General features: G+C 59.1%; 12 protein-coding genes. 9 read left to right on the top strand and 3 right to left on the bottom strand.

Annotation, left to right across the window (positions count from 1 at the left end):
• The first annotated feature begins 8 nt into the window (after nucleotides 1–8).
• From ssuD to VD17_RS10370, 4 genes are read left to right on the top strand one after another with little or no spacing between them, the layout of a single operon-like run.
• Nucleotides 9–1,157 carry an FMNH2-dependent alkanesulfonate monooxygenase gene (ssuD, locus tag VD17_RS10385; protein ID WP_008026018.1) on the top strand — a complete coding sequence of 383 codons (1,149 nt, stop codon included), beginning with the start codon at nucleotides 9–11 and terminating at the stop codon, nucleotides 1,155–1,157.
• Nucleotides 1,158–1,165: 8 nt separating this feature from the next.
• Complete coding sequence (gene ssuC, locus VD17_RS10380) at nucleotides 1,166–1,948, top strand: aliphatic sulfonate ABC transporter permease SsuC (protein WP_046053756.1); 783 nt, start codon at nucleotides 1,166–1,168, stop codon at nucleotides 1,946–1,948.
• Nucleotides 1,945–2,751 carry an aliphatic sulfonates ABC transporter ATP-binding protein gene (gene ssuB, locus VD17_RS10375; RefSeq protein WP_046053755.1) on the top strand — a complete coding sequence of 269 codons (807 nt, stop codon included), beginning with the start codon at nucleotides 1,945–1,947 and terminating at the stop codon, nucleotides 2,749–2,751. Before ssuC ends, ssuB begins: the two co-directional genes overlap by 4 nt.
• Nucleotides 2,752–2,783: 32 nt before the next feature.
• Entirely contained in the window at nucleotides 2,784–2,999 is a 216-nt protein-coding gene (locus VD17_RS10370; RefSeq protein ID WP_003229256.1) for a TOBE domain-containing protein, read from the top strand.
• Nucleotides 3,000–3,062: 63 nt separating this feature from the next.
• Here VD17_RS10370 and VD17_RS10365 read toward each other — a convergent pair whose 3' ends face one another.
• From VD17_RS10365 to VD17_RS10355, 3 genes are all read right to left on the bottom strand, one after another.
• On the bottom strand, nucleotides 3,063–3,827 hold the full coding sequence (locus VD17_RS10365; RefSeq protein WP_046053754.1) for a hypothetical protein: 765 nt from the start codon (nucleotides 3,825–3,827) through the stop codon (nucleotides 3,063–3,065).
• Nucleotides 3,828–3,842: 15 nt separating this feature from the next.
• The gene (locus VD17_RS10360; RefSeq protein ID WP_046053753.1) at nucleotides 3,843–4,475 is read right to left on the bottom strand and encodes a TetR/AcrR family transcriptional regulator; all 633 of its coding nucleotides are present in this window, start codon (nucleotides 4,473–4,475) and stop codon (nucleotides 3,843–3,845) included.
• A gap of 227 nt (nucleotides 4,476–4,702) precedes the next feature.
• On the bottom strand, nucleotides 4,703–6,079 hold the full coding sequence (locus VD17_RS10355; RefSeq protein WP_046053752.1) for a glutamine synthetase family protein: 1,377 nt from the start codon (nucleotides 6,077–6,079) through the stop codon (nucleotides 4,703–4,705).
• A 278-nt stretch (nucleotides 6,080–6,357) separates the two neighbouring features.
• Here VD17_RS10355 and VD17_RS10350 point away from each other — a divergent pair, with 278 nt between their 5' ends.
• From VD17_RS10350 to VD17_RS10330, 5 genes are all read left to right on the top strand, one after another.
• Nucleotides 6,358–7,134: a gamma-glutamyl-gamma-aminobutyrate hydrolase family protein gene (locus tag VD17_RS10350; RefSeq protein ID WP_046053751.1), complete on the top strand. Its 777-nt coding sequence runs from the start codon at nucleotides 6,358–6,360 to the stop codon at nucleotides 7,132–7,134.
• A gap of 37 nt (nucleotides 7,135–7,171) precedes the next feature.
• The gene (locus VD17_RS10345) at nucleotides 7,172–8,530 is read left to right on the top strand and encodes a glutamine synthetase family protein (RefSeq protein ID WP_033060583.1); all 1,359 of its coding nucleotides are present in this window, start codon (nucleotides 7,172–7,174) and stop codon (nucleotides 8,528–8,530) included.
• 60 nt (nucleotides 8,531–8,590) lie between these two features.
• Complete coding sequence (locus tag VD17_RS10340) at nucleotides 8,591–9,955, top strand: aspartate aminotransferase family protein (RefSeq protein ID WP_046053750.1); 1,365 nt, start codon at nucleotides 8,591–8,593, stop codon at nucleotides 9,953–9,955.
• 169 nt (nucleotides 9,956–10,124) lie between these two features.
• Nucleotides 10,125–11,237, top strand: coding sequence for a polyamine ABC transporter substrate-binding protein (locus VD17_RS10335; protein WP_046053749.1), 1,113 nt, complete (start codon nucleotides 10,125–10,127; stop codon nucleotides 11,235–11,237).
• 237 nt (nucleotides 11,238–11,474) lie between these two features.
• Complete coding sequence (locus VD17_RS10330; RefSeq protein ID WP_046053748.1) at nucleotides 11,475–12,572, top strand: polyamine ABC transporter substrate-binding protein; 1,098 nt, start codon at nucleotides 11,475–11,477, stop codon at nucleotides 12,570–12,572.
• The last annotated feature ends 69 nt before the right edge of the window (nucleotides 12,573–12,641 follow it).

Below are 12,641 nucleotides of genomic sequence, written 5' to 3'. Positions count from 1 at the left end.
ACCACTCCATGAGCCTCAATATCTTCTGGTTCCTGCCTACCCACGGCGACGGCCATTACCTTGGCACCGCCGAAGGCGCTCGCGCCGTCGACCACGGTTATCTGCAACAAGTCGCGCAAGCGGCGGATCGTCTGGGCTTCGGCGGGGTGCTGATTCCTACCGGGCGCTCCTGCGAAGATTCGTGGCTGGTGGCCGCGTCGCTGATTCCGGTGACCCAGCGTTTGAAATTCCTCGTCGCCCTGCGCCCCGGGATCATTTCCCCGACGGTGGCAGCGCGTCAGGCCGCGACGCTGGATCGCCTGTCCGGCGGCCGTGCGTTGTTCAACCTGGTCACCGGCGGTGATCCGGAAGAATTGGCCGGCGACGGTTTGTTCCTGACTCACGAAGAGCGCTATCAAGCCTCGGTGGAATTCACCCGCATCTGGCGCCGCGTGCTGGAAGGCGAAACCGTCGATTACGATGGCCAGCACATCAGCGTGAAGGGCGCCAAATTGCTCTACCCGCCGATTCAGCAACCGCGTCCGCCGCTGTACTTCGGCGGCTCTTCGGAAGCGGCGCAAGACCTCGCGGCAGAGCAGGTCGAAATGGTTTTGACCTGGGGCGAACCTCCGGCCGCCGTTGCCGAGAAGATCGAGCAAGTACGCGCCAAAGCCGCGAAGCTCGGTCGTACCGTACGTTTCGGCATTCGCTTGCATGTGATCGTTCGTGAAACCAATGCCGAGGCCTGGCAAGCGGCGGATCGACTGATCTCTCATCTGGATGATGACACCATCGCTCGCGCCCAGGCTTCTCTGGCGCGCTTCGACTCGGTCGGTCAGCAACGCATGGCCGCACTGCATGGCGGCAGCCGAGACAACCTGGAAGTCAGCCCCAATCTGTGGGCCGGTGTCGGTCTGGTGCGCGGCGGTGCCGGTACAGCATTAGTGGGCGATGGTCCGACCGTGGCCGCCCGCGTGAAGGAATACGCGGACCTGGGCATCGACACGTTCATCTTCTCCGGTTACCCACACCTGGAAGAGTCTTACCGCGTCGCCGAACTGCTGTTCCCGCACCTCGATATCGAGCGCCCGGAATTGCCGAAAAGCGCCGGTTACGTCAGCCCGTTTGGTGAGATGGTCGCCAACGACATCCTCCCCAAAGCCGCGTCGCAGAGCTGAGGCGCGCCATGAAGAAACTTATCCATACCCTCGCGCCTTGGGCGTTGCCGGTGCTGCTGCTGGCGGTGTGGCAGTTGTCGGTGTCGGCGGGCTGGTTGTCGACACGGATTCTGCCGGCGCCAATCGCCGTCATCGAAGCCGGCGTCAGCCTGGTGCGCAGCGGTGAAATCTGGACGCACCTGGCGATCAGCGGCTGGCGTGCAGCGCTGGGCTTCGCCATCGGCGGCAGCATCGGCCTGGCCCTGGGTTTCATCACCGGCCTGTCGAAATGGGGCGAGCGCCTGCTCGACAGTTCGATACAGATGATCCGCAACGTGCCGCACCTGGCGCTGATTCCACTGGTGATCCTGTGGTTCGGCATCGACGAGTCGGCGAAGATTTTCCTGGTGGCGCTGGGCACGTTGTTCCCGATCTACCTCAACACCTATCACGGCATCCGCAACGTCGATCCGGCGCTGGTGGAAATGTCCCGCAGTTATGGCTTGTCCGGTTTCAGCCTGTTCCGTCAGGTGATTCTGCCGGGGGCGCTGCCTTCGATTCTGGTCGGCGTGCGGTTTGCGCTGGGCTTCATGTGGCTGACGTTGATCGTCGCGGAAACCATTTCCGCCAGCTCCGGCATTGGCTACCTGGCGATGAATGCCCGGGAGTTCTTGCAGACCGACGTGGTGGTACTGGCGATTCTTTTGTACGCCGTACTCGGCAAACTCGCCGACCTCGCGGCCCGCGGACTTGAACGCGTTTGGCTGCGCTGGCACCCGGCCTATCAAGTTGTTAAAGGAGGTGCGGCATGACGGCTCTACAACCTCCACGCCTGCTGCGCGGGATTCCGCTGGCGGTGCGCAAGCTGCAAAAAACCTTTGGCTCGCGGCAAGTGCTGCGTGAGATCGACCTGCACATCCCGGCCGGTCAGTTTGTCGCCGTGGTCGGTCGTAGCGGTTGCGGCAAAAGTACTTTGCTGCGCTTGCTCGCCGGTCTCGACAAACCCACGGGCGGTGAATTGCTCGCCGGTTCCGCGCCGCTCAGTGAGGCGCGGGAAGACACCCGATTGATGTTCCAGGAAGCGCGTTTGCTGCCATGGAAAAAGGTCATCGACAACGTCGGCCTCGGGCTCAAGGGCAACTGGCGGCCACAAGCGCTGGAAGCCCTGGAATCGGTCGGTCTGGCCGACCGCGCCAATGAATGGCCGGCGGCCTTGTCCGGAGGCCAGAAGCAACGTGTGGCCCTGGCCCGCGCGCTGATCCATCAACCGCGGTTGTTGTTGCTGGACGAGCCGCTGGGCGCGCTGGACGCACTGACCCGAATTGAAATGCAGCAGCTGATCGAACGGCTCTGGCAGAAGCACGGTTTCACCGTGTTGCTGGTCACCCACGACGTCAGTGAAGCAGTGGCGATTGCCGACCGGGTGATCCTGATCGAAGAGGGCGAAGTCGGCCTCGACCTGCACGTTGAACTGCCGCGCCCTCGGGTTCGCGGCTCTCATCGGCTGGCGGCGCTGGAAACCGAAGTCCTCAATCGCGTGCTGGCGTTGCCCGGCGAACCGCCGGCACCGGAACCTGTTTCACCATTGCCTACGCAATTGCGTTGGGCTCAATAACTCAAGCCTTATCCACGACAGGAATCAACACCATGACGATCAAAGCCATCAACGTTCGTAACCAGTTCAAAGGCTCCATCAAGGAAATCGTACTCGGCGACGTACTGTCCGAAATCGACGTACAGACCGCTTCCGGCATCGTCACCTCGGTGATCACCACTCGCTCGGTGAAAGAGCTGGAACTGGTGGTCGGCAGCGAAGTGATCGCGTTTGTGAAATCCACCGAGGTGTCGATCGCCAAGTTGTAAGCGCGTGCATTGCGCACAACCCCGAAGGGTGTGAACCCTTCGGGGTTTTTTATGTGCGGGTGTTCAGGGCTCGGGTGCGCAGCGCCAACCGGCGGCGGGCGCGTAAGTACCGAGTGAAGACAGCAGGCGTGGGTCGCTGAATAGTTCGCTGGCGTGAGGATCGATGTCGGCCGACAACAAGGGTTGGCCGACCTGCCCAGGCAGTGTGGAGTAGTCGATGTGCCACGGGGTTTGCCCGGCATGGTGGCGACCGAAAGAGAGTTCGCAGGCAAGCTGTTGCGGTGCGGTTGCCGCATCGATGTGTTCACGCAAATGGCCGCCGGGATTCAGTGCAACGGCACGGCTGGCGGCGAACAGAAAGTAGTCGCCGGCCAGTACCAGGCAGGCAACGCGCGCTGGATCATCGACCGCCTGCAACCACTGACCGCGAGAGGTGCCGCGCGAGTCTGGCAGCCGCTCCCAGATCTCGTAGTAACTGTCGTCCAGGGCGGTTTCGACCAGGCGCTCGCTGGTTTCAAAGTGCATGCGCCCGATGTCTTCTTCGGTGCTGACCGGTCGGTAGTCGAGTTTGCGATGCCACTGGCAAATGTCGCCGTTGACTTCGGTCACGCCGGCGAAGCCTTTTTGCTCGCTCAGGGTCAGCAAATCAGCGTGATTCAGTTGTTCCAGCGGCAAGGCTGGAAGCGGGACAGGCGGGATGCGCAGGTCCGCAAACAAACGCGGGGTCTGCAGCCAGTACACCGCCGTTTCGCTGTCGACGCGCCCCGACTGGAATTTGATCAGGCGTCGTTGCCACACGCCAAGGTAGTTGTCTGGAACGTGTGCCATGAACACCTCGTTGCGTTACACGCCGCGCTTGGGCAGGTAGGGCGGCAAATACAGGCCCAGATAGGCGTCGAATACCCGCATGCCTTCTTCGGCCATGCGTGGGGTGATCTGTCCGTGTTGTTGCACCGAGCGCGCATAGACGCGGTCGCCGAGCTCCATGGCCAACGCAAACACATCAACGTCCGTCGGCAGTCTCGGCAGCTCGAAGTGGTGGTCGAAGAGTTTGTGCATCAGGTCGCCGAGTTCGATGTCGTGCTGACGGTCGGCCTGGGTGACTTCGGTCAGCCCGTGCTGGGCAAGAATGAGCTGTCGGGCGGCGGCGTCTTCGCTGTAGATCGCGAGCATGCGTTGTTCCACCAGTCGCGACAGATCGTGCCAGCCGTTGAGGGCTTCGTGGTTGATGGGTGCTTGCAGGCAGGCACGGAACGCCGCGTGGACGTCGGCCGTCAGGGCTTCGAGCAGCGCCGGGACGCTGGCAAAGAAGTGGTAGACGGAGGAGGGCGGGATTTCCGCGCGTTCGGCGACGCTATAGATCGACAGACTGGCCACGCCCTCGGCCGCCAGCAGCGTGCGGGCGGCATCGAGTATTGAATCGATCCGGGCCTGGCTGCGAGCGCGGGGTTTGCGTGGGGTGGCGAGTCGGGTCATCGGTGTCTCCTGCGGGGCAGCGGGCATTGTACGAGCAGGGTTTGATGTTGTCTGCCAGGACGCCATCGCGAGCAAGCTCGTTCCCACATTTGATCTCCAGCGAACATAAGTTTTGTGTACACAGGAAATCCCCTGTGGGAGCGAGCTTGCTCGCGATCCGCCGAAGGCGGCCATAAAAAAACGCCGCAGGCTTTATCAGCCGGCGGCGTTGTTTTTACTGCAACCACTTACACGGTATGCAGGTACCAGTTGTACTCGAGGTCGGAGATGGAGTGTTCGAACTCCTCCAGCTCGCTCTCTTTACAGGCGACGAAGATATCGATGTATTTCGGATCGATGTACTTGGCCATGACTTCGCTGTCGTCCAGCTCGCGCAATGCATCGCGCAGGTTGTTCGGCAGGCTTTGCTCGTTTTGCTCGTAGGAGTTGCCTTCCACGGGGGCGCCAGGCTCGATCTTGTTGACCAGACCGTGGTGCACGCCTGCCAGGACCGAAGCCATCAGCAGGTACGGGTTGGCATCGGCGCCGGCAACGCGGTGTTCCAGACGGACCGCGTCGGCGGAACCCGTCGGTACACGCACCGCAACAGTACGGTTGTCCAGTCCCCAGCATGGAGCATTCGGCACGTAGAACTGTGCGCCGAAACGACGGTAGGAGTTGACGTTCGGGCAGAGGAAAGCCATCTGCGCCGGTAGGGTCTCGAGCACACCGCCGATCGCGTGACGCAGTGCGGCGTTCTGCTCGGGATCCTCACTGGCAAAAATGTTTTTGCCGTCTTTATCAAGAATCGAGATGTGGACGTGCAGACCGTTTCCTGCCTGGCCCGGGTAAGGCTTGGCCATGAACGTGGTGTCCATTTCATGGTCGTAGGCGATGTTTTTGATCAGACGCTTGAGCAGGACCGCGTAGTCGCAGGCCTTGATCGGGTCGGCAACGTGGTGCAGGTTCACTTCGAACTGCGCCGGGGCACTTTCCTTGACGATTGCGTCGGCAGGGATGCCTTGCTCTTTCGCACCTTCCAGAATGTCCTGGAGGCAGTCGACGTATTCGTCGAGGTCGTCGATCAGGTAGACCTGTGTCGAATGCGGGCGTTTGCCGGAGATTGGCGAGCGAGGCGGTTGTGGGCGACCGTTCACGTTCTCCTGGTCGATCAGGTAGAACTCCAGTTCGAACGCGGCGCAGATGGTCAGACCCATCTCGTCGAACTTGGCAACAACTTGACGCAGGACTTCACGGGGATCCGCGAAGAAAGGTGCACCTTCGAGTTCGTGCATGGTCATTAACAGTTGCGCGGTCGGGCGCTTCTGCCAAGGCTCGTTGCACAGGGTGTCAGGGATTGGATAGCAGATTCGGTCAGCATCGCCGATGTCCAGGCCCAGGCCGGTGCTTTCCACCGTCGAGCCATTGATATCCAGAGCAAATAGAGAGGCCGGCAGGTTGATGCCTTTCTCGTAAACCTTGTGGAGGCTGGTGCGTTCAATGCGCTTGCCGCGCACCACACCATTCATATCCGCAATCAGAAGGTCAACGTACAGAACCTCAGGATGTTCCTTAAGGAACGCGTTCGCTTCGTTAAGCTGAACGGCACGCGGGGGTACCGACATGATGCAACACCTTTGTTGTTAAAAATATCAATCATTGATCTCTTCGGATTCCAGTCAACCCGAACGGCATGCCGAAGTCAAGCGAGGCCTTTTTTGCCCTAAAAAAGCACCCATTGGGCTTTTTTGAGGCACTTTGGGGCGTTTTTATGCCTTTGAGCGATTTAGCGCCTGCGGGTTTGAGCGGGCCGTGTTGTATTTTTTACGGGGGTGTTGTGTAAAAAAATGAACAAGGCTAAGCTCGATTCAAACCCATAACACCAATAATACCGGGGTGCTTCATGTCTCGCCTGCCGTTAATCGGCGTCACCGCCTGCTCTAAGCAGATCGGTCTGCATGCTTATCACATCAGTGGCGACAAGTACGTCCGCGCCGTGGCCTCAGCGGCCAAGGGCCTGCCAGTGATTCTTCCGTCTCTGGCCGATTTGCTGGCACCGTCCGATATTCTGGACGGTCTGGATGGCATTCTCTTTACGGGCTCTCCTTCCAATATAGAACCGTTTCACTATAGCGGCCCAGCCAGCGCGCCGGGCACTGCTCATGATTCTGCACGCGATGCCACCACCCTCCCGTTGATCCGCGCCGCCGTCGAGGCCGGTATTCCCGTGCTCGGTATTTGTCGCGGCTTCCAGGAAATGAATGTGGCGTTCGGCGGTAGCCTGCATCAAAAAGTCCACGAAGCCGGTCCATTCATGGATCACCGTGAAGACGATAGCCTACCGCTTGAAGGACAGTATGCGCCAAGTCACCCGGTGCACATCCAACCGGGTGGTGTGCTCGCAGGTCTGGGCCTGGCGAGCGAGATTCACGTCAATTCGATTCATGGTCAGGGCGTTGAACGTCTGGCGCCGGGCCTTTGCGTTGAGGCCTTGGCTCCCGACGGGTTGATCGAGGCCGTCTCGGTCTCGCAGGGCAAGGGTTTTGCTTTGGGGGTGCAATGGCATCCCGAATGGCAGGTATGCTCAAACCCGGATTACCTTGCGATCTTCCAGGCATTTGGCGATGCCTGCCGTAAGCGCGCATTACAACGCGACGCCGATGCGTCAAACAACGCCTGACTTATAAGAGTCAGGAAACCAAGCCTAAGAGGCATTTATGAGTAACAACCTCGACCAGCTCACCGATTGGTTGAAAGACCACAAGATCACAGAAGTCGAATGCATGGTTGGCGACTTGACGGGTATCACCCGGGGCAAGATCTCGCCGACCAACAAGTTCATTGCCGAAAAAGGCATGCGCCTGCCCGAGAGCGTTCTGTTGCAGACCGTGACCGGCGACTATGTCGAAGACGACATCTATTACGAACTGCTCGACCCGGCTGACATCGACATGATCTGCCGCCCGGACTCGAATGCGGTGTTCCTGGTGCCGTGGGCCATCGAGCCCACCGCTCAGGTGATTCACGACACCTACGACAAGCAAGGCAACCCGATCGAGCTGTCGCCGCGCAACGTGCTCAAGAAGGTACTGAAACTCTATTCCGACAAGGGCTGGCAGCCGATCGTGGCGCCAGAAATGGAGTTCTACCTGACCAAGCGCTGCGAAGACCCGGACTTCCCGCTGCAACCGCCGGTTGGCCGTTCCGGTCGCCCGGAAACCGGTCGGCAGTCCTTCTCGATAGAAGCGGCGAACGAATTCGATCCGCTGTTCGAAGACGTCTACGACTGGTGCGAATTGCAGGAACTGGACCTCGACACGCTGATCCACGAGGACGGCACGGCGCAGATGGAAATCAACTTCCGTCACGGCGATGCCCTGTCCCTGGCCGACCAGATCCTGGTGTTCAAGCGCACCATGCGCGAAGCCGCGCTTAAGCACAACGTGGCAGCCACCTTCATGGCCAAACCCATGACTGGCGAGCCGGGCAGTGCGATGCACTTGCATCAGAGCATTATCGACATCGAGACCGGCAAGAACGTCTTCTCCAATGAAGACGGGTCCATGAGCCAGTTGTTCCTGAATCACATCGGTGGTTTGCAGAAACTGATCCCCGAGCTGTTGCCGCTGTTCGCGCCTAACGTGAACTCGTTCCGCCGCTTCCTGCCGGACACCTCGGCACCGGTGAACGTGGAGTGGGGCGAAGAGAACCGCACCGTGGGCCTGCGGGTTCCGGATGCCGGGCCGCAAAACCGTCGGGTGGAAAACCGCCTGCCGGGCGCCGACGCCAACCCGTACCTGGCGATTGCCGCGAGCCTGCTCTGCGGTTACATCGGCATGGTCGAAGGCATCAACCCGAGTGCGCCGGTGGTGGGGCGTGGCTATGAACGCCGCAACCTGCGCCTGCCACTGACCATCGAAGACGCACTGGAACGCATGGAACACAGCGCGACGATCGAGAAATACCTGGGCAAAAAATTCATCACTGGCTACGTCGCGGTCAAGCGGGCCGAGCATGAAAACTTCAAGCGCGTGATCAGTTCGTGGGAGCGGGAATTCCTGCTCTTCGCCGTCTGATGCGCCGGGCGCCGCCGTTATCGTGCGGCGCTTTCACCTGATTTTTTTAAGGAGATTCGTATGACCAGCAACAATCCGCAAACCCGTGAATGGCAAACCCTGAGCAACGATCACCACCTGGCCCCGTTCAGCGATTTCAAACAGCTGAAAGAGAAAGGCCCGCGGATCATCACCAACGCCAAGGGCGTTTACCTCTGGGACAGCGAAGGCAACAAGATCCTCGACGGTATGGCCGGCCTGTGGTGCGTGGCGATCGGCTACGGTCGCGATGAACTGGCCGATGCAGCCAGCAAACAAATGCGCGAACTGCCTTACTACAACCTGTTCTTCCAGACGGCTCACCCGCCGGTGCTGGAACTGGCCAAGGCCATCTCCGACATCGCGCCACAAGGCATGAACCACGTGTTCTTCACCGGTTCCGGTTCCGAAGGCAACGACACCATGCTGCGTATGGTTCGTCACTACTGGGCGATCAAGGGCCAGCCGAAGAAGAAAGTCATCATCAGCCGCAAGAACGGCTATCACGGTTCAACCGTGGCCGGCGCGAGCCTGGGTGGCATGACGTACATGCACGAACAAGGCGACTTGCCGATTCCGGGCATCGTCCACATCGCGCAGCCGTACTGGTTTGCTGAAGGCGGCAAGATGACACCGGAAGAGTTCGGTATCTGGGCGGCCAATCAGCTCGAAGAGAAAATTCTGGAAGTCGGCGTGGACAACGTCGGTGCCTTTATTGCCGAGCCGATCCAGGGTGCCGGCGGCGTGATCATTCCGCCAGACACCTACTGGCCGCGCATCAAGGAAATCCTCGCCAAGTACGACATCCTGTTCGTGGCTGACGAAGTGATCTGTGGTTTCGGCCGTACCGGTGAATGGTTCGGTACCGATTTCTACGACCTCAAACCCGACATGATGACCATCGCCAAAGGCCTGACGTCCGGCTACATCCCTATGGGTGGCCTGATCGTGCGTGACGAAGTGGTTGCGGTGCTCAACGAAGGTGGCGATTTCAACCACGGCTTCACCTATTCCGGACACCCGGTGGCCGCTGCGGTGGCACTGGAGAACATCCGCATCCTGCGCGAAGAAAAAATTATCGAGCGCGTTCATGCAGAAACGGCACCCTATTTGCAGAGTCGCCTACGAGAACTGAACGATCATCCCCTGGTGGGTGAAGTGCGTGGGGTGGGTCTGCTGGGGGCGATCGAGTTGGTGCAGGACAAAGCCACTCGCAAGCGTTATGAAGGCAAGGGCGCCGGCATGATCTGCCGCACGTTCTGCTTCGAGAACGGCCTGATCATGCGCGCCGTGGGCGACACCATGATCATTGCTCCGCCACTGGTGATTACACCGGCTGAAATCGATGAGTTGGTGACCAAGGCACGCAAGTGTCTGGACCTGACCCTCAGTGCATTGCAGGGCTAAGTGCTAGGCTCTGAGCGGGGCTCATGAAACTTTCGCTCAGAGCAGTCCTGAAGGGCGGCCTTTCCTTGAAAGACCGCCTCGGATCTTGCCAGACTAGCCGCGGTTCCAGTTGTCCGGGTTCGGCCGCTGAACAAAGTGGTTCAAAAAAGAAAAATTTGGAGCATTACGCATGAAGGCATTAGGAAAAAAGCTTGCTGGCAAGACTCTCCTCGCCATGTCCCTTATGGGCATGATGGCGGGTGCGGTACAGGCGGACGACAAGGTGTTGCACGTCTATAACTGGTCCGACTACATCGCGCCGGACACCATCGCGAACTTCGAGAAAGAGTCCGGGATCAAGGTGGTGTACGACGTTTTTGACAGCAACGAAACGCTGGAAGCCAAGTTGCTGGCAGGCAAGTCCGGTTACGACATCGTCGTGCCGTCGAACAACTTCCTGGCCAAGCAAATCAAGGCCGGTGTTTACCAGAAGCTGGACAAGTCCAAGCTGCCGAACTGGAAAAACCTGAACCCCGACCTGCTCAAAGCGGTATCGGTGAGCGACCCGGGCAACGAGCACGCTTTCCCGTACATGTGGGGCTCGATCGGTATCGGTTTCAACGCCGAGAAGGTCAAGGCTGCACTGGGCGCCGATGCACCGACCGATTCCTGGGACCTGATCTTCAAGCCTGAATACGCCGCCAAACTGAAGTCGTGCGGTATCAGCCTGCTCGATTCGCCAACCGAAATGATCCCGGTGGCGCTGCATTACCTGGGCCTGCCGACCGACAGCCAGAAGAAAGAAGACATCGACAAGGCTGAAGCCTTGATCATGAAGGTTCGTCCTTCGATCGCCTACTTCCACTCGTCCAAGTACATCTCCGACCTGGCCAACGGCAACATCTGCGTGGCCGTCGGTTACTCGGGCGACATCTACCAGGCCAAGTCCCGTGCGGCTGAAGCCGGTGACAAGGTGAAAGTCAGTTACAACATTCCAAAAGAAGGTGCTGGCAGCTTCTACGACATGGTCGCCATCCCTAAAGATGCCGAAAACGTCGAAGGCGCCTACAAGTTCATGACCTACCTGCAAAAGCCGGAAGTCATGGCCGCCATCACCAACGCCGTACGCTTCCCGAACGGTAACGCGGCAGCTACTGCACTGGTTGATAAAGACATCACCAGCGATCCAGGCATCTACCCGCCGGCTGACGTGCTGGCCAAGCTGTACGCGATTGCCGACTTGCCGGCCGCGACCCAGCGGATCCTGACTCGCAGCTGGACCAAGATCAAATCCGGTAAGTAATACACCTGTAGGAGCGAGCCTGCTCGCGCTGAACCTGAGAGCACCGCTGGGTGTCAGGCACCCAGCGTTATCGTTGACGACCATCGCGAGCAGGCTCGCTCCTACAGTTATCCGTATAAAAGTTTTGCTGGAACGGTTTTTCGAGGGTAAGTTGCGCGCCGGTTTTGTTGCTGGGCAGCCATGACTGTCATGTAACGCGGGGCAACTTGGGCCCAACTAATTTTAGAGGACCTGCACTTGCCTATTTCTTCTTTGTTGCGCAATGCACTGCTGGTCGGCGCCGGACTGACGCTTGCCGTTAGTGTCCAGGCCGCTGGCACCGTGCATATTTATAACTGGTCCGATTACATCGGCGAGACCACCCTGGCCGACTTCCAGAAAGAGACCGGCATCAAGCCGGTTTATGACGTGTTCGACTCCAACGAAACCCTGGAAGGCAAGTTGCTGGCCGGGCGTACCGGTTATGACGTGGTCGTGCCGTCCAACCACTTCCTTGGCAAGCAGATCAAGGCCGGAGCTTTCCAGAAACTCGACAAGTCGAAGTTGCCGAACTACTCGAACCTCGACCCCGTATTGCTCAAACGTCTGGAGCAGAACGATCCGGGTAACCTGTACGCCGTACCGTACCTGTGGGGCACCAACGGCATCGGTTACAACGTCGACAAGATCAAGGCTGTGCTGGGTGTCGACAAGATCGATTCCTGGGCTGCGGTATTCGAGCCGGAGAACATCAAGAAGCTGCACAGTTGCGGCGTGGCGTTCCTCGACTCCGCCGATGAAATGATGCCGACGGTCCTCAACTACATGGGCCTGAACGCCAACAGCACCAACCCCGAAGACTACAAAAAGGCCGAAGCCACGTTGCTGGCAGTGCGGCCTTATGTGACGTACTTCCACTCTTCCAAATACATCGCCGATCTGGCGAACGGCGATATCTGTGTCGCGATCGGTTTCTCCGGCGACATGTTCCAGGCCAGAAACCGTGCGGCTGAAGCGAAGAAAGGCGTCAACATCGCCTACTCGATTCCAAAGGAAGGCGGTGCGCTGTGGTTCGACATGCTGGCGATTCCGAAGGATTCGGCCAACGTCAAAGAAGCCCACGCCTTCATCAACTATTTGCTGAAACCTGAGGTGATCGCCCAGGTCAGTGATTACGTCGGCTACGCCAACCCTAACCCCGGGTCGGACAAACTGATGGAACAGTCCATTCGCACCGACGAAGCGGTTTACCCACCGCAAGCAGTCCTCGACAAGACTTACGTGTCTATCGAGTTACCACCAAACATTCAACGTTTGATGACCCGCAGCTGGACCAAGGTCAAGTCGGGTAAATAGCAACAAGGCTCAAACTATCCAAGGTTGGCTCACCTTGAGCGAACTGCACTCTTTTTTTCTGGGAGTTTC

The organism is Pseudomonas fluorescens (genome assembly GCF_000968015.1).
Taxonomy (GTDB): Bacteria; Pseudomonadota; Gammaproteobacteria; order Pseudomonadales; family Pseudomonadaceae; genus Aquipseudomonas; species Aquipseudomonas fluorescens_W.
This window is presented reverse-complemented; position numbering and strand designations above follow the sequence as displayed.

Excerpts from the sequence above, each read along its gene's own strand:
- ssuD (WP_008026018.1), top strand. The coding sequence starts at position 9 with ATGAGCCTCAATATCTTCTGGTTCCTGCCTACCCACGGCGACGGCCAT.
- ssuC (WP_046053756.1), top strand. The coding sequence starts at position 1,166 with ATGAAGAAACTTATCCATACCCTCGCGCCTTGGGCGTTGCCGGTGCTG.
- ssuB (WP_046053755.1), top strand. The coding sequence starts at position 1,945 with ATGACGGCTCTACAACCTCCACGCCTGCTGCGCGGGATTCCGCTGGCG.
- VD17_RS10370 (WP_003229256.1), top strand. The coding sequence starts at position 2,784 with ATGACGATCAAAGCCATCAACGTTCGTAACCAGTTCAAAGGCTCCATC.
- VD17_RS10365 (WP_046053754.1), bottom strand. The coding sequence starts at position 3,827 with ATGGCACACGTTCCAGACAACTACCTTGGCGTGTGGCAACGACGCCTG.
- VD17_RS10360 (WP_046053753.1), bottom strand. The coding sequence starts at position 4,475 with ATGACCCGACTCGCCACCCCACGCAAACCCCGCGCTCGCAGCCAGGCC.
- VD17_RS10355 (WP_046053752.1), bottom strand. The coding sequence starts at position 6,079 with ATGTCGGTACCCCCGCGTGCCGTTCAGCTTAACGAAGCGAACGCGTTC.
- VD17_RS10350 (WP_046053751.1), top strand. The coding sequence starts at position 6,358 with ATGTCTCGCCTGCCGTTAATCGGCGTCACCGCCTGCTCTAAGCAGATC.
- VD17_RS10345 (WP_033060583.1), top strand. The coding sequence starts at position 7,172 with ATGAGTAACAACCTCGACCAGCTCACCGATTGGTTGAAAGACCACAAG.
- VD17_RS10340 (WP_046053750.1), top strand. The coding sequence starts at position 8,591 with ATGACCAGCAACAATCCGCAAACCCGTGAATGGCAAACCCTGAGCAAC.
- VD17_RS10335 (WP_046053749.1), top strand. The coding sequence starts at position 10,125 with ATGAAGGCATTAGGAAAAAAGCTTGCTGGCAAGACTCTCCTCGCCATG.